The organism is Embleya sp. NPDC056575 (assembly GCF_042793325.1).
Lineage (GTDB): Bacteria > Actinomycetota > Actinomycetes > Streptomycetales > Streptomycetaceae > Embleya.
Genome location: NZ_JBHTVA010000015.1, coordinates 122,783 through 140,507, shown reverse-complemented (window position 1 = coordinate 140,507; position 17,725 = coordinate 122,783). Strand labels below are relative to the sequence as shown.

The following is a 17,725-nucleotide window of genomic DNA, read 5'->3' as shown; positions in this document are numbered from 1 at the left end:
TAAGGCCCGAAGCGGGCGGCGGGTCGTGCCGTGCGGTCGCACCGCGTGCCTGTACATGACGCGTCACCTCCCGGGGCGGTGTGCGCGACACCGCTCGACGCGGCCGATACGGCCTTGATCGAGACGCTACCCGGGCGAACTCGCGGGCTACCGGGGGTAATCCCCCGGATTGTCGAGACCGTACGCGGGCGCCCGATCGGCGTCGGGGCCGTCGGCCCCCAGGCTCCCCGTCAAGCAGCGTTGGATCTGGGGACCGAGCCAGGCGACCACCTCGGGATGCGTCATGGCCACGATCGGTGGCAGTCGCAGAACGTATCGGCACAGGGCGAGGCCGAGTACCTGGGTGGCGATCAGGCCGGCGCGCCGGGGCGCCTCGGCGGGGTTCGGGCAGGTGCGGAGTACGAGCGGGGCGAGCTGGTCCGCGAAGACCGCGCGCATACGCTCGGCGGCGTCGTCGTTCGTCAGCCCGGTCCGCAGCAGGATCAGCATCGCCTCGTCCCCCTCCCACCGGTCGAGGAAGTGTGCCGATAGCACCGCTCCGAGCTGTGAGCGCGGGACCGCGTCGAGCGCGGGCAATCGCAGATCGACGTCCGCCGCAGCGGCGAACAACTTCTCCTTCGTGCCGAAGTAGCGCATCACCATCGACGGATCGATCGCCGCGTCCGAGGCAATCGCCCGAATCGTCGCCCGTTCGTAGCCGTCGGCGCCGAATCGTTCCCGGGCGGCGGCCAGGATCACGGCCTTGGTCTCGATGGACGACCTTCGCGGAGTACTCATGCCAACGATTGTAGGCCAACGTCTGTTGACTTGGCGCCGCAGGTGGGCCATGGTTATGCCAACAGACGTTGGCCAACAAACGTTGGCCTTCGTGTCCGGCTTTCGGTCTCGGCCTTCGACCCCAACCCCAGGAGCCCCCGATGAGCACCCGACTCCCCGCCACCACCGATGTCCTCGTCGTCGGCGCCGGCCCCGCCGGACTGACCCTCGCCCTGGCCCTCGCCGCCCGGGGCCGGGACGTCACCGTCGTCGACGCCCACACGGCCGCCGAGCAGACCTCGCGGGCCGCCGTCGTACACGCCCGCACCCTCGAGGTGCTGGCCCCGCTCGGAGTGGCCGCCCCGCTCGTCGCGCAGGGCATCCCCGCACCGACGTTCACCGTCCGCGATCGGGATCGCGTGGTGGTCCGGATCGAGTTCACCGACCTGCCCACGCGATACCCGTACTCGCTGATGGTTTCCCAGGCCACCACCGAGGCCGCGCTCCTCGACCGCCTCACCGCACTCGGCGGCACCGTCTTGCGGCCGTATCGGGTGACCTCCCTCGACCAGGACGCCGACGGCGTGACCGCGACCTTCGAGAGCGGCGAACGTCTCCGCGCCGGCTGGGTGGTCGGCGCCGACGGCATGCACAGCACGGTGCGCGACCAGGCCGGGATCGGCTTCCAGGGCGGCACCTACGCCGAGTCGTTCGTCCTCGCCGACGTACGGCTGAGCGGCGCGGTCGCGGGCGACGAGGTGGTCCTGTACTTCGCGCCCGCCGGCCTCGTCGTGCTCGCCCCGCTCCCGGGCGGCCGGCACCGGATCGTCGCACCTGTCGCCGACGCGCCGCACGAGCCGTCGGCGGCCTACGTCCAGGAACTCCTCGACGTTCGCGGTTCGAAGACCGGTCGCGTGGTGGTCGAGGAGGTCGTCTGGGGCTCGCGCTTCCGGGTTCACCACCGGATCGCCGACACCTACCGCGCGGGCCGGATCCTGCTCGCCGGTGATGCCGCCCACGTACACAGCCCGGCCGGCGGCCAGGGCATGAACGCCGGCATCCTCGACGCGGTGACCCTGGCCGAGGCGCTGGGCTCGGTACTCGACGGCGGCCCCACCACGGCCCTGGACACCTACGGCGCCACCCGCCGCCCGATCGCCGAACGCATCGTCAAGCTCGCCGACCGGATGACCCGGGTGGCCACCCTCACCCCCGCGCTGCGGCCCCTGCGCAACATGGTGCTGCGCACGCTCACCCGAATCCCCGCCGTGCGCCGCCGACTCGCACTGCAACTCTCGGGCTTGACCTACCGCTGACCCCGCCGGGACCGGCCCCGCCCCTCAGACCCCCGCCGGCCACAGCGCCGCGCCCGGTGCCGCGTCGCCCATCCCGACCCGCGCGTCCGGAATCGGCGATGCCCCGACGTGCTCCCCGCCGGTCCGGTCCAGCGCCCCCGACAGGTCCGCCCACAGGTCCGCCTCGTGTTCCAGGCCGATCGACAGGCGGAGCAGACGCGGGCCGATGTCGCCTTCGGCGCGCGCCGCGTCGTCGATGACCCGGTGGGTCAGCGAAGCCGGGTGCTGGATCAGCGTGTCGACGCCGCCGAGACTCACGGCGGGGGTGATCAGGCGGAGCGCGCCGACCAGCCGCATCGGGTCGCCGGTCGGTTCGAAGGCCACCAGGGCGCCGCCGATGCTCGGATAGTGCACCCGCGCCACCGCCGGGTGTGCGGCCAGTCGGGCGGCCAGCGCGGCGGCCGTCGCGGAGGACCTGGCGACGCGGATCGGCAGGGTCGCGAGGCCGCGCAGCAGCAGATAGCCCGCCAGGGGATGCAGCAACGCCCCGGTCGCGAACCGGATTTGCCGCAGCGCCTTGGCCCACTCCGGATCACAGGCCACCACACCGCCGAGCACGTCGCCGTGTCCGCCGAGGAACTTGGTCGCACTGTGCAGGACCAGACGGGCACCCGAGGACGCCGGCTGCTGCAGGACCGGCGTGGCGAACGTGTTGTCGACGAGCAGCGGTATCTCGCCCGCCTGCGCCGCGAGTTCGGCCAGGTCGAGTTCGGCCAGCGTCGGATTGGCCGGTGTCTCGACCATGACCAGACCCGTGTCGGGCCGCAACGCCGCCGCCACGCCGTCCGGTTCGACCCAGGTGACCTCGGTGCCGAGCAGGCCGCCGGAAAGCAGGTGGTCGGTGGTGCCGTACAGCGGCCGGACCGCGACCACGTGCCGTCGCCCCCGCGCGGCGGCGGCGAGCAGGCACGCGGTGACCGCCGCCATGCCGGTCGCGAACGCCACCGCGTCGGCGCAGCCCTCCAGTTCGGCGAGCGCCTGCTCGAAGCGGCGCACGGTCGGATTGGTCAGCCGACCGTAGATCGCCGAGCCGTCGGGCAACTCGCCCTCCGCGTAGGCGTCCAGGGCGAGCGCCGCGGCCGGCAGGTCCGGCAGGGGATAGGTGGTCGACAGGTCGATCGGCACCGCGTGTACGCCCAGGGCGGCCAGGTCGTCGCGGCCGGCGTGCACCGCACGGGTCTCGAACGTGTGCCGCGCGACGGGGCCGGTGGAGCCGGCGCCGGCAGCGGTGGTGCCGGAAGGGGCGAGGCCGGCGGGCGCGGTGTCGGTGCGGCCGGCGGTGGCGGGGGAGTCCGGTCGAAGGTCCATGGACGTCATCCTGGGGCGACCCCCGGAGAATCTGCCCGGACGCCGAATTATCATCGCCCGATGAGCCAATCCATCGCCCTCGATCCGACCGACCTGGGCATTCTCCGGGCTCTCCAGAACGATGCCCGGATCAGCAACAAGGCGCTCGCGGCCGAGGTCGGCATAGCACCCTCGACCTGCCTGGACCGGGTGGCCCGGATGCGCGCCGCCGGGGTGGTGAAGGGCGCGACGGTGGAGGTGGACGCGGCTGCGCTCGGGCGACCGCTGCAGGCGATGCTCGCGGTGCGGGTACGGCCCCATCACCGCGCGGTGCTCAACCCGTTCGTCGGGCATGTGCTGAAGCTGCCGGAGACCCGCGCGCTGTACCACCTCGCGGGCCCCGACGACTTCCTCGTGCACGTCGCGGTCGCCGACGCGACCGGGCTGCAACGACTGGTGGTGGACGGGTTCACGGCGCGCACCGAGGTGACCCAGGTGCACACGATGCTGATCTTCCAGCAGTGGTCCGGCGGTCCGCTCCTCCCGCCCGAACCGTCGGTTCCCGCACGGCGCCTGACAGCGGGTTAGCCGTACACCCCGGACTCAGTCGGCGTCGGGCACCGGCTCCGGGCGCGGGTCGACGTCGTCGGCGCCCTCGCCCTGTCGGGCGGACGACACCACCCCTGCGGCCACGGTCAGCGCCGCCACCGCCCCGGCCGCCGGCACCGCCGCCTCGCCCAGGAACGTGCAGGCCAGGACCAGGACCGCGGCGGTCGGCAGCAGTATCTGCTGGGCGGCACCGCGCTTGTGGTGGCGGGCGTGCAGCGCCCATGTGGCGACCAGGAACAGCCCCGCGGGGATCGTGACGCTCGCCGCGGCGGCGATGTCGGAGATGTGCGCCTCGCCGACTGCCTGCTCGACGGCGACCTCGAGACCGGCCCCGATCGCGGCGGCGGAGCCGAAGATCACGTAGTGGCCGTAGCCCCACAGGAACGCCTGTCGACTGGATCGCAGGTATTCGTGGATCGGCGCGGCGAAGTAGATCCAATAGGCCGCGAACACGATCAGCAGCCCGCCGGCGGCGATCGGCAACAACTCGTCCAGTGCGGCCTGGTCGTCGAGCGCGGTCTGGATCGCGACGGTCGCGGCGGACACGCTCTCGCCGAGCATGATGAGGGTGAACAGGCCGTAGCGCTCGGCGATGTGATGCGGATGCCAGCTGGTGGAGCGTCCGCGTTCGGCGATGGCCGGTACCGCCATCTCGGCGATCGCCAGCGGCGGGAAGCCCCAGTTCCAGGCGGCGTCGGGGAGGAGCAGGAGCAGCACCCAGCCGATCTGGACCAGCACCACGCCGGCCGCGTAGCGCAGCGCGGTGCGGCGGGCCGCCGGGTCGGTCTCGTCGTGGGCCGCGCGCAGCCACTGGAAGGTCAGCGCGAGGCGCATGATCAGGTAGCCGACGATGGCGACCGTGTAGTCGCTGTTCTCGAACGCGCGCGGGACACCGGCGGCCAGGACCAGGACACCGGTGATCTGGATGAGCGTGGCGACGCGGTACAGCGGGTCGTCGCAGTCGTACGCGGAAGCGAACCAGGTGAAGTTGACCCACGCCCACCAGATCGCGAAGAACACGAGCAGGTATCCCGCGATCCCGTGCCCGGGGTGGCCCTCCGCGAGCGAGTGCACCAGGCGGCTGCCGGCTTGCGCGACGGCCACCACGAAGGTCAGGTCGAAGAACAACTCCAACGGCGTGGATGCGCGGTGCGGCTCCGTGGAACTGCGCGAGGTCATGCGGCGCAGGATCGCGGCGGGGCGCGTGGGGTGGGTCACGGGGTGGGTCCTCTCGATCCGGGCGTGATCATGCGCGGAGGGTATCCGAGAGGGGCGGGCAAAACGGGGTAATCCCAGCGGGCGGTGCGGTCGAGGTGGCCCGGGGTCGATGGGGTGGCCGGCCTGCGTTTGTCCTCAAACGCCGGACGGGCTGGGGGGTTGGTTGGATTGCGCCGCCGAGTGTCGCCAAGTGTCGGGTGGCGTTTGTGGTGTCCTCAGGCGCCGGACAGGCTGAGGTTGGTGGGCTTGTGCGTTGTGGTGTGGGCTGATGCGGTTGGTTGCGCAGGCGTTGTCCTCAAACGCCGGACGGGCTGGAGTTGGTTGGTGTTCGTGTGAGGTGTTGACGTGTGGCGAGGGGTGCGTTTGTCCTCAAACGCCGGACGGGCTGGGGGGTGCCGGATGGGCCGGAGGGGTGTTGGGTGGTGGGTCAGGTCAGGGTCGACGGGGTTAGGGATTGTGGGTGGGTGTGGCCTGATAGGGCCATGGACAGGTCGAACTCGGCCAGTAGGCAGCGGAGTACGTGGGTGATGCCTGGTGTGCCGCCCAGTGCCAGGCCGTAGATGTAGGGGCGGCCCAGGAGGACTGCGCGGGCGCCCAGGGCCAGGGCCTTGAGGATGTCGGTGCCGGTGCGTACGCCGCTGTCGAACAGGACCGTCACGTCGTTGCCGACCGCCGCCGCGATCTCCGGGAGGGCGTCCAACGCCGGGATCGCCCCGTCCAGTTGGCGGCCGCCGTGGTTGCTGACCACGATGCCGTTCATGCCGGCGTCTCGGGCCTTTCGGGCGTCGTCGGGGTGTAGGACGCCCTTGAGGACGATCGGTCCGATCCAGTTGTCGCGCAGGAATGCCAGGTCGGACCAGGTTTTGGTCGGGTCGGAGAACATTCCGGCCCAGTGCACGATCGCCGCCGTCGGGTCCTCGGCGATCGGGCGGCTCAGGCCGGCCAGGAAGGCCGGGTCGCTCAGGTAGTTGGCCAGGCCGATGTGCCGCAGGAAGGGCAGGTACGCCCGGTCCAGGTCGGTCGGCCGCCAGCCCAGGTACCAGGTGTCCAGGGTGACCACGAGCACGGTGTAGCCGGCCGCCCGCGCCCGGGCGAGCAGGCTGATCGTCACGTCGTCGTCGCGCGGCCAATACAGCTGGAACCACCGGGCGCCCGAGCCGGACGCGGCCGCGACCTCCTCCAGGGAGTACGAGGACGCGGTGCTCAACACCATGGGCAGCCCGAGCCCGGCCGCCGCCCGCGCGGTCGCCAACTCGCCCTCGGGATGCACGATCGACTGCACGCCGACCGGTCCGAGCAGCACCGGCGCGGGCGAGTCGGTGCCCAGTACCGAGCAGGACAGGTCCCGGACGCCCACGTCCCGCAACATGCGCGGGACGATCCGGCGCCGCTCGAACGCCTCGCGATTGGCCCGCATCGTCGCGCCCTCGCCCGCGCCGCCCAGAACGTAGCCGCGCGGCCCCGGATCCAGCCGTTCGCGCGCCGCCTCCTCCAACGCGCTCGCGCCCGTGGGGTACGGGGGTGTCTCCCCGGTCAGCAGTCCGTCGAGATAGAGCGAGTCCTGAAACGCGGAGAAGGGCCCGGCGGTCTGCGGCTCACCAATTTGCGCCTCACCGGGCTGCGGCCCACCGGCCCGCGCACCATCGGACACCGGGCCATCGACCATGACTGACACCCTTTCGCCGCACGGGATCCCGCAGAACCCTGCCGCAGCAATCTTCCCGATGCGGCGGGACAACAAGCACCTTCCTCCGGTGGAATGTCACAGCACACCCGAACGCCACGCACCCAGGGGAGGAATCCGCATGACCCGCACGACCCGCATCACCCGGATCCCGGGGATGGCCCTCACCGATCACACCTTCGTCGTCCCGCTCGACCACGCGCGTCCCGACGGGCCGACCATCGAGGTCTTCGCCCGCGAGGTGGTCGATCCCACCGCGACGGGCCGCGACCGGCCGTGGTTGTGCTTCTTCCAGGGTGGCCCGGGTCAGAAGGCCCAGCGGCCCCCGCGCGCCGGCGGTTGGCTGGCCCGTGCGCTGAAGACCCACCGGGTGCTGCTGCTCGACCAACGCGGTACCGGCCGCAGCACACCCGTCACACCGAGCCTGGCGGCGCGCACCCCACCCGACGAACTCGCCGCCCTGCTACGGCACATGCGCGCGGACTCGATCGTCGCCGACGCCGAGCTGATCCGCCGTCGACTGTGCGGCGACCAGCCGTGGGAGACGCTCGGCCAGAGCTACGGCGGCTTCATCACCCTCGCGTATCTCTCCCGAGCCCCCGAGGCGCTGAAGTCCTGTTACGTCACCGGGGGTTTGATCGGCCTGGACGTCACCGCCGAGGACGTCTACCACCGCACCTACCCGAGGGTGCGGACCAAGAACGCCGAGTACTACGCGCGCTATCCGGACGACGTGGAGGCGGTCCGCCGGCTCGCCGACCACCTCGCCGAGCACGACGTCCGGCTGCCCGACGGCGACCGACTGACCGTGCGCCGGCTGCAGTTCCTCGGCTCGGTGTTCGGGATGGGCGACGGTTTCGAGCGGGTGCACTGGATGCTGGACGAGGCGTGGGACGGCGACCGGGTCTCGGACACCTTCCGTGCCGCCGCCATGCAGGCCACCGCGCTGACCGACCAACCGCTGTGGGCCGTGCTCCAGGAGCCGATCTACGGGCAGGGCAAGGTCGCCACCGGGTGGGCCGCGGAGAAGGTGCGCGCGGGGCTGCCGGAGTTCGCGGAGAGCGCCGATCCGCTGCTGTTCACCGGGGAGATGATGTACCCCTGGATGTTCGAGGAGATGGCCGCGCTGCGCCCGTTCCGCGAGGCCGCCCACCTGTTGGCCGAGCACTACGACTGGCCCGTCCTGTACGACGTCGAGCGGCTGCGCGCGAACGCGGTCCCGGTGGCCGCGGCGGTCTATTTCGACGACATGTACGTGGACGCCGACCTGTCCCTGAAGACCGCGCGCGAGGTGGGCAACCTGCGCGCGTGGGTCACCAACGAGTGGGAGCACGACGGCTCCCACGCCTCCGGCGGCGCGGTCCTCGGCCGCCTGATGGACATGGTCGCCGGCAAGGTCTGACGCCGCCGACCGCGCCCGGCCGGCCCCGGGCACGTGGCCCGGGGCGCGGAGCCGGCGACGCGACGTCGATCCCGATCCCGCTCCCGGCTCAGCCCTCCCGCTCCGGCCCCGCCCACAGATTGCGGACGTGGCCGATGTGCCGGGCCATCACCTGCTCGGCCGCGGCCGGGTCGCCGCTGTCGAGCGCGTCGAGCAGTTCGAGGTGCTCGGCGGCGGACGCGGCGAGTCGGCCACCGCGCGCGAGCCGGGACAGCCCGTACAGGCGCGAACGTTTGCGCAGATCGCCGACCACCCGGACCAGGTGCTCGTTGCCCGCCAGCGCGAGCAGCGACAGGTGGAAGCGGCGGTCCGCCTCCACGTACCTGATCAGGTCGCCCGCCTCGGCCGCCGCGACGATCTCCTCGGCGACCGGGCGCAGCGCGGCGGTCTGGGCCGGGGTGACCACGCCCGCGAGGCGGGCCACCACCGGAACCTCGATCAGCGCGCGCACCTCGGTGAACTCGTCCAACTCGCGGTCGGACAGCTCGGTGACGCGAAATCCCTTGTTGCGTACGGCCTCGACCAGTCCTTCGTTGGCGAGGTCGAGCATCGCCTCGCGCACGGGCGTCGGCGACACGCCGAACTGAGCGGCCAACGCGGGCGCGGAATAGACCACGCCCGGCCGCATCTCACCCGCGATCAACGCCGCGCGCAACTCTCGTGCCACCCGATCCCGCAGGATCGGCCGATCGTCGAAGGACGGCAGCGCGAGCGCTCCGTGTCCCGTGTCCATGGTGCCTCCTCCCGCCATGTTACTGACGGTCAGTCACCGCTGGGGCGGGATCGCGACTCCGCGTGCGGAAGATCACCGAGGGTGAGTAGGGAACCGACCGCGCGCCCGCCCCTCAGAGCCGGAACCCCGCCGGGAACGGATCCTCCGGGTCGAGCAGATACTGCGCGGTCGCGGTGATCCACGCCCGCCCGGTGATCTCCGGCACCACCGCCGGCCGCCCGCCGACCTCCGCCTCGGCGACGATCCGACCGCGAAAGCGCGTCCCGATGAACGACTCGTTGACGAACGCCTGACCCACCGTCAACTCGCCCCGCGCCGCCAACTGCGCGATCCGCGCGCTGGTTCCGGTGCCGCACGGCGAACGATCGAACCAACCGGGGTGGATCGCCATCGCGTTGCGTGACAGCGCCGCGTCCGAGCCCGGCGCGAGGAACTGCACGTGGTGGCAGCCCGCGAACTCCGGCTGCTCCGGATGCACCGGCCTGGCCTGCTCGTTGATCGCCGCCATGATGGCGAGGCCGGTCTCCAGGATGCGGGTGCCCTCGGCCCGGTCGAACGGCAGGCCGACCTTCTCGATCGGCAGGATCGCGTAGAAGTTGCCGCCGTACGCCATGTCGTAGGTGACCGCGCCGAGCCCCGGCACGTCCACCGTCGCGTCCAACTCGTGGGCGTACGCGGGCACATTGCGCAAGGTCACCGAGCGGGCCGCGCCGTCGCGGACCTCGACCCGGGCGACCACGAGCCCGGCCGGGGTGTCCAGGCGGACCGTGGTCACCGGCTCGACCACCTCGACCATGCCGGTCTCGACCAGGACGGTGGCCACCCCGATGGTGCCGTGCCCGCACATCGGCAGACAACCCGACACCTCGATGAACAACACGCCGTAGTCGGCGTCCGGCCGGGTCGGCGGTTGCAGGATCGCCCCGCTCATCGCCCCGTGCCCGCGCGGCTCGTACATCAACAGTGTGCGGATGTGGTCCAGTTCGGCCATGAAGTGGCTGCGCCGCTCGGCCATCGTGGCGCCGGGGATCACCCCGATGCCGCCGGTGATCACCCGGGTGGGCATGCCCTCGGTGTGCGAGTCGACCGCGTGGTAGACGTGTCGGGAACGCATCAGTTCAACCCCTCCGCGAGTGCCTTCTCGGTGGATTCCCGGACGAAGGCTTCCTGTTCGGGCAACAGCGGCAGCCGCGGCGCGCGGCACGGCCCGCCGCGCAGACCCGCCAGATCCATCGACAACTTGATCGACTGCACGAACTCGGTGCGCGCGTCCAGCCGCAGCAGCGGGTGCAGGAGGCGGTACAGCGGCAACGCCGCGCGCGGGTCGCCGTGCACGGCCGCGCGGTACAGCTCCACGCTCGCGCGCGGAAAGACGTTGGCGTAGCCCGCGATCCAGCCCACCGCGCCGGCCAGCCCGAACTCCAGGGTGACGTCGTCGCTGCCGATCAACACATCCAGCCCCGGCGCGAGTTCGGCCACCTCGTAGGCCCGGCGCACGTCCCCGGTGAACTCCTTGACGCCGACCACGAGGCCTTCCTCGTACAGGTCCGCGAGCAGCCGGGGGGTCAGGTCGACCTTCGTGTCGAACGGGTTGTTGTAGGCCACGATCGGCAGCCCGGCCCGGGCCACCGTGCGGTAGTGGTCCATCACCGTACGGGTGTCCGCACGATAGGAGTTCGGCGGAAGCAGCATCACCGCACGCGCGCCCGCCTCGGCCGCCTGCTCGGTCCAGCGCAGCGACTCGGCCGCACCGTACGCCGCCACGCCCGGGAGCACCCGGTCGCCGCCCACCGCGTCGACCGCGACCCGCACCACGCGGGCTCGCTCCTCCGGGGTGAGCGATTGGTACTCGCCCAGCGAGCCGTTCGGACAGACCCCGTCACAGCCCGAGTCCACGAGCCACCGCACGTGTTCGGCGTACGCGTCGAAGTCCACCGACAGGTCCTCGCGCAGCGGCAGGGCGGTGGCCACCACGACGCCGTGCCACGGCTTGCGGTCGGCGCCGTCCTGCGGGGCGGAGCGCTCCGGGGCGGGAAGGTGCGGGTTTGTGCTCATGAGGCTCCTTGGGCGAGATCTCCGAGACGGATGGGGACAGCGATCGGACGGGTGGGCGTGGGCGCGGCGATCGGCCGGCCCAACACGTCGGAGAGCACGCACGCGGTGGCCTCGGCGCACATGCGGCCCTGACACCAGCCCATGCCCGCGCGGGTGAGCAGCTTGATCGAGCGTACGTCGTCCGCGCCCTGCCGCGCCGCGTCCGCGATCCGGCCGCGCGGCACCTCCTCGCAACGGCAGATCGGGGTGTCCTCGTCGGACCACGACGGCCAGCCCGACCGGATCGGGTAGAGCGCGCGCAGCCCGGCGGCGAAGCGGGTGAGCCGAGCCCGCCGGCGCAGCAGCGCCTTCGGCGGCGTCCGGCCGGCGACGGCGTACGCGGCCAACTCGCCCTCGACCTCGGACAGTTGGGCGCCGCCGATGCCGGTGCTCTCGCCCGCGGCGTACAACCCGGGCAGGTCGGTGGCCTGACGGGTGTCGACCGCGACGAAGCCGTCGGGGGTGCTCGCGCAGCCGAGTTGGCCGGCGAGTTCGAGTTGCGGGGTGAAGCCGTAGCCGACCGCGAGGGTGTCGCAGGCCAGTTCGCTTTCCGTCCCGGGCCGCACCCGCCAGTCGGCGTCGAGCCGGGCCACGGTGACCGAACCCAGCGCGCCCCCGTCGCCGTGCGCGGCGACCACGGCCCGGCCGGTGCGGTACGGGATGCGCCGCCGCGCCAACGCGGCGGCGTATCCCGCGGCCTCGACCACCCGGGCCGGGCTGTGCGGGGCGAGCGCGGCGGCCCGCGGCGTGGGGCGCGAGGCCTCGACCACCGCGAGCACCCGCACACCCGCGTCGGCGAGCCCGACGGCGACCGGCAGCAGGAACGGACCGGTACCGGCCACCACCGCCCGCCGCCCGGGCGCGACGCCGTTGCCCTTGAGCAGGGCCTGCGCGCCGCCGGCGGTGAACACCCCGGGCAGATCCCAGCCGGGGAAGGGCAGTTGCCGGTCGTAGGCTCCGGTGGCCAGGAGCAGTCGGCGACCGCGCACGGTCACCGCGACGCCGTCGCGCTCGCCCGCCACGGCATGCACGGTGAAGTGGTCGTCGCCGCGTTCGACCGCCCAGACCCGGTGTTCGGCCAGGTGCTCGACGGTGTGCAGGCGCGCGAGCGGCGCCCAGGCGGGCGGCCGGCCCGCACGGTGTCGGTAATACTGGCCGCCCGCCCGGGCGTTCGTGTCCAGGACGGCGACCCGCAGGCCGAAGCCGGCGGCGGTGACGGCGGCGGCGAGCCCGGCCGGCCCGGCGCCGACGACGACGAGGTCATGGAGGGTGCCGCGGCCACCCGAGTGGAGGCCCTTCTCGTGGTTCATCCCCTGGCCCATCGCGTGGCTCATGACGTGCTCACCTCGTCGTCGGGGCGCGCGGTCACCAGGCAGGCCCGCAGCGACGGCGTGCCGTTCACCGTGACCAGACAGTCGAAGCACACCCCGATGCCGCAGAACAGGCCGCGCGGCTTGCCCGCGAACCGGGTGGTGCGCCAGGACCGGATCCCGGCGGCGAGCATCGCGGCGCCGACCGTCTGGCCGGGCTCGACCGGGACGCGGCGGCCATCCACGGTCAGGTGGAAGCCGGCGTCGCCGGAGCGGTCGAGGGGGGCGGGGCCGGTTTCGTCGGTCACGCGGCTACCTCCGCGAAGCGGGTCGGGGCGAACGGGGCGAGGTCGACGTCGGGGCGCTCCCCGGTCAGCGTGCGGGCGATCAGCAGGCCGGTGGCGGGTGCCAGACCCACGCCGGCGCCCTCGTGGCCGCACGCGTGCAGCAGGCCGGGCGCGCGCGGATCCGGACCGACGACGGGCAGGTGGTCCGGACAGTACGGCCGAAAGCCGCGATAGGCGCGCAACACCGAGGCGCCGGCCAGGACCGGGAACAACTCGATCGCCTGCGCGGCCAGTCGGCGCAACACCGGCACCGAGAACGAGGGGTCGAAGTCCACCCGCTCCCGACTCGCGCCGATCAGGACGGTCCCGGCCGGGGTGCCCTCGATCACCGCCGACGAGGCGAGGTCCGCCTCGTCGCTGGCCACGTCCCCGGCATAGGCCGCCGCGTACACCTTGTGCCGCACGATCGGCGGCAGCGGCTCGGTGACCAGTACGAAGCCCCGGCGCGGCAGGATCGGCAAGGGGATCCCGGCGAGCGCGGCCACCTCGCCGGACCAGGTGCCGGCGGCGTTGACCACCGCGCCGGCGGCCAGGTCGCCGTGCGAGGTCCGCACGCCCACCACCCGCTCGTCGGCCCCGCGCAGGAAGCCGGTGACGCTCACCCCGGTGTGCAGCCGAACGCCGTCGGCCCGCAACATCGAGGCGGCGGCCAGGGCCGGCTGTACCTGGGCGTCCTGCGGATAGTGGGTGCCGGCCACGACGGCGCGCGACAGGTGCGGCTCGTAGTCGGGCAGGCGCGTGGCGTCGACGGCGTGCGCGGTGACCCCGCGGGCGCGCTGGGCCGCCGCCGTCGCCGCCATCGCGGCGGCCTCGGCCCCGGTCCGGGCGACGATCAGGCCGCCCTTGGGCTCGTATTCGAAGTCGTCGCGTTGTTCCGCGAGTTCGGCCCACAGGCGGAGCGAGAGCAGGGCCAGCGCGAGTTCCGGGCCGGGCTCCTTGTCCGAGACGAGGAGGTTTCCCTCACCCGCGCCGGTGGTCCCGCCCGCGACCGGACCCCGGTCGAGCACGGTGACGGACAGGCCCGCGCGCGCGGCGAAGTGGGCGCACGCGGCACCCACCACGCCCGCACCGATGACGACGACATCACTGAGACGGAGTTGGCTCACGTCAGTAAAATGTCACATTGCCCTTACGAGGTAAAGGGTTTGTCGACGCGGTTCCGTGGACAGGACGGCCCGCGACCCGTCCGAAAGCGGGGTTTCGGGTCGGTCGCGGGCCGTTCACGGGCCGTTCGTCGGCTCGGTTCAGTGGCGGGCGCCCTTCCCGGGGGTGTGCCGCCCGCTCCACGCGACCAGGTCGGCGCTGCGGTTGGTGATGATCCCGTCCACCCCCGCGTCGTTCAGCTTCGACCACTCGTTCGGGTCGTCGGGGGTCCACGCGAACACCGCGACGCCGGCCGCGTGCAGGCGGCGGACCAGGTCGGGATGCTTGGCGACCAGGTAGTAGGAGGGGTTGTACGAGGTCAGCCGCAACTCCCGGGCCAGCGCCACCGGATCCGCCTCGTCCTCGTCGCCCAGCAGGCCGAGCGGCAGATCGGGGGCGAGATCGCGGGTGATCCGCAACGACTCCCGATCGAAGCTCTGTACGAACACCCGGTCCGACATGCCGCTGTGGCGCACCTCGTCGACGATGCGGGCGATCTCCTCCCGGGTCTGCGGGTTCTTGATCTCCAGGAGCAGCCGCCCGCCCCGGGAGCGCAGATCCGCGAGTTGCCCGCGCAGGGTCATCACCTTCGTGCCGGCGAACTCGGGCCGAAACCACTTCCCGGCATCCAGACCGGCCAGCTGGGCCGAGGTCAGATCGCGAATGCGCCCGTGTCCGTCGGTGGTTCGATCCACCGTCTCGTCGTGCATGATGTGCGGCACGCCGTCCCGGCTCGGCTGCACGTCGTTCTCGATCCAGTCCGCACCCGAACGCCGGGCCGCCTCGTCGGAGGGCAGCGTGTTCTCCGGGGCCAGCGTGGGTGCGCCGCGGTGCGCGAACACGGTCATCCGGGCGCCGGCAGATCGCATGTACCGGCGACCGTCGATCACCGAGGAGCCGTTCGGCGCGCCGGCGCCGTCCAGGGACGGGCGCATCGCGGCCGGCTGGGGCGGCTCGGTGGTCGTCGCCACGCCGGCGGCGGACGCCTTTTTGCCGTCTTTGTGCATCCAGGCGGGCTCGGCGCACCGGACGGTGCCGACGGCGATGCCGGCTATGGCGAGCGCGACGCCGATCCGCCGCACGGGGTATCCCCGGCGGCGGTGCCGGTGTTGGGGTGGATCGATGGGCATCCCGGCATCGTAGAAGGTATGTCGAGCTGCCATTCGAATCCCCCCTGGATGACAGTGTGTGATCCTCGACATGCGTACCGTCACGAACGGTGTGAGAGTGGTCGGTGACCGCCCAACGGCTCTCTCCAGGAGGAAACGGTCATGGCCAAGCAGAAGCAGAAGCCGCATCTGAAGAGCAAGAACCCGATGCTCGCCCACACCGAGCACACCGACTCCGCCCCGGCGCAGCCGACCGAGGCGATCGACACGCTCGAAGGCCCCAAGGCCGACCGGCGCGGCAAGAGCGACCGACCCAAGGGCCGTCGTCGCTGACCGTCCGGTCGCTCCGGGGCGAGGGCCCCGGGGTGTCGACCCGAAGACTTCGCGGATACCCGGGGGAGGGGCGTGACGGACACACCGCCCCGCCCGGACGCACCCGAGGACCCCGCCGACCACCCGTCGGCGGGGTCTTCGGGTGTCCCACGCGGAGCGCGGGCGCCGCGACCGCGGGCAGGCGCTAACCGCGCGTGGGTCCGTACACCCGGCCGGTCCGGGTGGACACGTTGCCGAACAGGGCGCGCGGGGTGAGCCGGGCCAGGCCGACCACCGCCTTGTAGCGCAGGTCCGGCACACTGACCGACTTGCCCACCGCCAGATCGCGAATCGCCGCGGCGACCACCCGATCGGCGTCCAGCCACATCCAGTTGGGGATGTTGGACGTGCCCATCCCGGCCCGCAGGTGGAACTCGGTCCGCACGAAGCCCGGGCACAGCGCCATCAACCGCACACCGCTGCCCGCGAGTTCCTTGGCCGCGCCCTCGGTGAAGCTCACCACCCACGCCTTGCTCGCGCCGTACGTGCCGCGCGGCAGGAAGGCGGCGACGGAGGCCACGTTCACCACCCAGCCGCGCCCGCGCTCGCGCATCGCCTCGCAGGCGGCGGCGGTCAGCCGCAGCACCGCCTCGCAGTGCACCTTGAGCATGCGCAACTCCTCCGCGGTGGACGCGTCGAGGAAGCCGCCCTTGTTGCCGAACCCGGCGTTGTTGACCAGTACGTCCACCGGCGCCTCGCGGTCGGCCAGGCGGGCCTCGACGGCGGCGATCCCCTCGTCCAGCGACAGGTCGGCGGCCAGCACCTGCACCGACACGCCGTGCTCCTCCCGCAGTTCGCGGGCGCATTCGGTCAACCGTTCGCGGTCGCGCGCGACCAGGACGAGGTCGTGCCCCTCGTGGGCGAGGCGCCGGGCGAACGCGGCGCCGAGCCCCGCGGTGGCACCGGTGATCAGTGAGGTCGTCATACCTCCCCACCCTAGTAACCGCGGACCGGCCGGCCGGTCCACGCCATCCGGGCGGGGCCGGTTCGGCGCGTGGCCGCCGCGGGCGGCGGCCGGCTGGAACAATGGCGCGCGGGGGCGGATCCCGGAGGGAGGTACGCGATGGCGGCTGCGGTGCGCAAGGTCGGCGGACTCGTGCCGCCCGCCCGGGGGACCCGGCCGCGCAATCGACGCGAACTGATCCTGGCCGCGGCGGCCGACCTGTTCTACCGCCGGGGCTACGCCGACGTGGCGATGAGCGACATCGCCGAGGCGGTGGGCATGGGCCCCTCCGCCCTGTACCGGCACTTCCGCAGCAAACAGCACCTGCTCCTGCAGGTGGTGCTCGACGGGATCGCGCCGGTGCGCGACGCGCTGGCCCGCAGCGCCGTGGACGACCCGGACACCGTGCTGCGCGCGGTGGTCGCGGCCACCCTCGACCACCGTGAGGTGGGCGTGTTGTGGCAGCGCGAGGGCCGGTTGTTGCCGCCGGAGGAACGCGCAGAGGTGCGCCGCGAGGTGCGCGCGGTCACCGCCGTGGTCACCGCGCTGATCCGCAAGGCCCGCCCGCGATTGTCCGCCGGGCAGGGCGAGGTGCTTGCCCGCAGCGGCCTCGGGGTGCTGCTCAGCCCGTCCTTCCACCGGATCGACCTGCCCCGTCCGGAGTACGTCCGCCTCCTGGTGGACCTGTGTCGGGCGGCGGTCACCGCGGATCCGGCGGCGCTGGGGCCGATCGCCGAGGCCCCGACGCCGGCCGGGATCGGGCTGCGCTCGCGGCGCGAGGCGCTGCTCGGCGCGGCGGTGCGGATGTTCGCCGACCAGGGCTACGCCGGGGTGGCCATCGAGGACATCGGGGCCGCCGCCGGGATCGCGGGCCCCAGTGTGTACAACCACTTCGAGAGCAAGGCCGACCTGCTGTGCGCCGCGGTGACCCGGGGCCTGGAGTGGCTTTTGCTGGACATGACGCGCGCGCTCGCGGGCGCCGACGACGCCGAGACGGCGCTGCGCGTACTGCTGCGGTCGTATGTGCGCTTCTCCCTCGACCGCAACGATCTGGTGCAGTTGTTGGTCGCGGAGGTTTCGCACCTGCCGACGCAGGCGCGCCATCGGGCCCGGCAGGCGCGGGTGGACTACCTCATGGAGTGGACCCGGTTGTTGTGCGCGGTCCGGCCGCAGTACGGCGTCGCGGAGGCGCGGATCCGGGTGCACGCGGCGCTGAGCGCGATCAACGACGTGGCCCGGATGCGGCATCTGCGCGAGACCGACGGCGTGGCGCCGACCCTGGCGGTGGTGGCCGGCGCCGTGCTCGGCCTGACGCCGGCCTGAC

General features: G+C 72.8%; 17 protein-coding genes. 5 read left to right on the top strand and 12 right to left on the bottom strand.

All coding sequences use genetic code 11. The features are described from left to right. Positions 1-147: 147 nt before the first annotated feature. Positions 148-777: a TetR family transcriptional regulator gene (locus ACFRCG_RS14660; protein WP_380031496.1), complete on the bottom strand. Its 630-nt coding sequence runs from the start codon at positions 775-777 to the stop codon at positions 148-150. A 140-nt stretch (positions 778-917) separates the two neighbouring features. Here ACFRCG_RS14660 and ACFRCG_RS14655 point away from each other — a divergent pair, with 140 nt between their 5' ends. Next, positions 918-2,072: an FAD-dependent oxidoreductase gene (locus ACFRCG_RS14655; RefSeq protein WP_380031493.1), complete on the top strand. Its 1,155-nt coding sequence runs from the start codon at positions 918-920 to the stop codon at positions 2,070-2,072. A gap of 24 nt (positions 2,073-2,096) precedes the next feature. Here ACFRCG_RS14655 and ACFRCG_RS14650 read toward each other — a convergent pair whose 3' ends face one another. Beyond that, entirely contained in the window at positions 2,097-3,419 is a 1,323-nt protein-coding gene (locus ACFRCG_RS14650) for a trans-sulfuration enzyme family protein (protein ID WP_380031491.1), read from the bottom strand. Positions 3,420-3,479: 60 nt separating this feature from the next. On the opposite strand from ACFRCG_RS14650, the gene ACFRCG_RS14645 reads away from it, so the two are divergent. Further along, a complete protein-coding gene (locus tag ACFRCG_RS14645; RefSeq protein WP_078978055.1) occupies positions 3,480-3,986 on the top strand; it encodes an Lrp/AsnC family transcriptional regulator in 507 nt (168 codons plus the stop codon). Between the two features lie 15 nt (positions 3,987-4,001). On the opposite strand, the gene ACFRCG_RS14640 is transcribed toward ACFRCG_RS14645, so the two are convergent. Further along, the gene (locus tag ACFRCG_RS14640; RefSeq protein ID WP_380031540.1) at positions 4,002-5,186 is read right to left on the bottom strand and encodes a low temperature requirement protein A; all 1,185 of its coding nucleotides are present in this window, start codon (positions 5,184-5,186) and stop codon (positions 4,002-4,004) included. Between the two features lie 466 nt (positions 5,187-5,652). Then, positions 5,653-6,891: a lactate 2-monooxygenase gene (locus ACFRCG_RS14635; protein WP_380031488.1), complete on the bottom strand. Its 1,239-nt coding sequence runs from the start codon at positions 6,889-6,891 to the stop codon at positions 5,653-5,655. A gap of 139 nt (positions 6,892-7,030) precedes the next feature. Here ACFRCG_RS14635 and ACFRCG_RS14630 point away from each other — a divergent pair, with 139 nt between their 5' ends. Next, entirely contained in the window at positions 7,031-8,311 is a 1,281-nt protein-coding gene (locus tag ACFRCG_RS14630; RefSeq protein WP_380031486.1) for an alpha/beta fold hydrolase, read from the top strand. A gap of 88 nt (positions 8,312-8,399) precedes the next feature. On the opposite strand, the gene ACFRCG_RS14625 is transcribed toward ACFRCG_RS14630, so the two are convergent. The 7 genes from ACFRCG_RS14625 to ACFRCG_RS14595 all read right to left on the bottom strand — a co-directional run bounded on the left by ACFRCG_RS14625 (position 8,400) and on the right by ACFRCG_RS14595 (position 15,107). Further along, the gene (locus ACFRCG_RS14625) at positions 8,400-9,083 is read right to left on the bottom strand and encodes a GntR family transcriptional regulator (protein ID WP_078978057.1); all 684 of its coding nucleotides are present in this window, start codon (positions 9,081-9,083) and stop codon (positions 8,400-8,402) included. Between the two features lie 112 nt (positions 9,084-9,195). After that, positions 9,196-10,197 (bottom strand): proline racemase family protein, encoded by a 1,002-nt coding sequence (locus ACFRCG_RS14620; RefSeq protein WP_380031484.1) that lies wholly within the window; start codon positions 10,195-10,197, stop codon positions 9,196-9,198. After that, complete coding sequence (locus tag ACFRCG_RS14615) at positions 10,197-11,138, bottom strand: dihydrodipicolinate synthase family protein (RefSeq protein WP_380031482.1); 942 nt, start codon at positions 11,136-11,138, stop codon at positions 10,197-10,199. Before ACFRCG_RS14615 ends, ACFRCG_RS14620 begins: the two co-directional genes overlap by 1 nt. Next, positions 11,135-12,511: an FAD-dependent oxidoreductase gene (locus tag ACFRCG_RS14610; RefSeq protein WP_380031480.1), complete on the bottom strand. Its 1,377-nt coding sequence runs from the start codon at positions 12,509-12,511 to the stop codon at positions 11,135-11,137. Before ACFRCG_RS14610 ends, ACFRCG_RS14615 begins: the two co-directional genes overlap by 4 nt. After that, on the bottom strand, positions 12,508-12,795 hold the full coding sequence (locus tag ACFRCG_RS14605; RefSeq protein ID WP_380031478.1) for a (2Fe-2S)-binding protein: 288 nt from the start codon (positions 12,793-12,795) through the stop codon (positions 12,508-12,510). Before ACFRCG_RS14605 ends, ACFRCG_RS14610 begins: the two co-directional genes overlap by 4 nt. Next, positions 12,792-13,940, bottom strand: coding sequence for an NAD(P)/FAD-dependent oxidoreductase (locus tag ACFRCG_RS14600; protein WP_380031476.1), 1,149 nt, complete (start codon positions 13,938-13,940; stop codon positions 12,792-12,794). The genes ACFRCG_RS14605 and ACFRCG_RS14600 overlap by 4 nt, the downstream gene beginning before the upstream one ends. 138 nt (positions 13,941-14,078) lie before the next feature. Further along, positions 14,079-15,107, bottom strand: coding sequence for a glycerophosphodiester phosphodiesterase (locus tag ACFRCG_RS14595; protein WP_380031475.1), 1,029 nt, complete (start codon positions 15,105-15,107; stop codon positions 14,079-14,081). A 141-nt stretch (positions 15,108-15,248) separates the two neighbouring features. On the opposite strand from ACFRCG_RS14595, the gene ACFRCG_RS14590 reads away from it, so the two are divergent. Next, positions 15,249-15,419: a hypothetical protein gene (locus tag ACFRCG_RS14590; protein WP_380031473.1), complete on the top strand. Its 171-nt coding sequence runs from the start codon at positions 15,249-15,251 to the stop codon at positions 15,417-15,419. Between the two features lie 184 nt (positions 15,420-15,603). On the opposite strand, the gene ACFRCG_RS14585 is transcribed toward ACFRCG_RS14590, so the two are convergent. Next, positions 15,604-16,383 carry an SDR family NAD(P)-dependent oxidoreductase gene (locus ACFRCG_RS14585; RefSeq protein WP_380031470.1) on the bottom strand — a complete coding sequence of 260 codons (780 nt, stop codon included), beginning with the start codon at positions 16,381-16,383 and terminating at the stop codon, positions 15,604-15,606. Between the two features lie 138 nt (positions 16,384-16,521). On the opposite strand from ACFRCG_RS14585, the gene ACFRCG_RS14580 reads away from it, so the two are divergent. Next, positions 16,522-17,724, top strand: a complete 1,203-nt coding sequence (locus ACFRCG_RS14580; protein WP_380031468.1) for a TetR/AcrR family transcriptional regulator — start codon at positions 16,522-16,524, stop codon at positions 17,722-17,724. The last annotated feature ends 1 nt before the right edge of the window (position 17,725 follow it).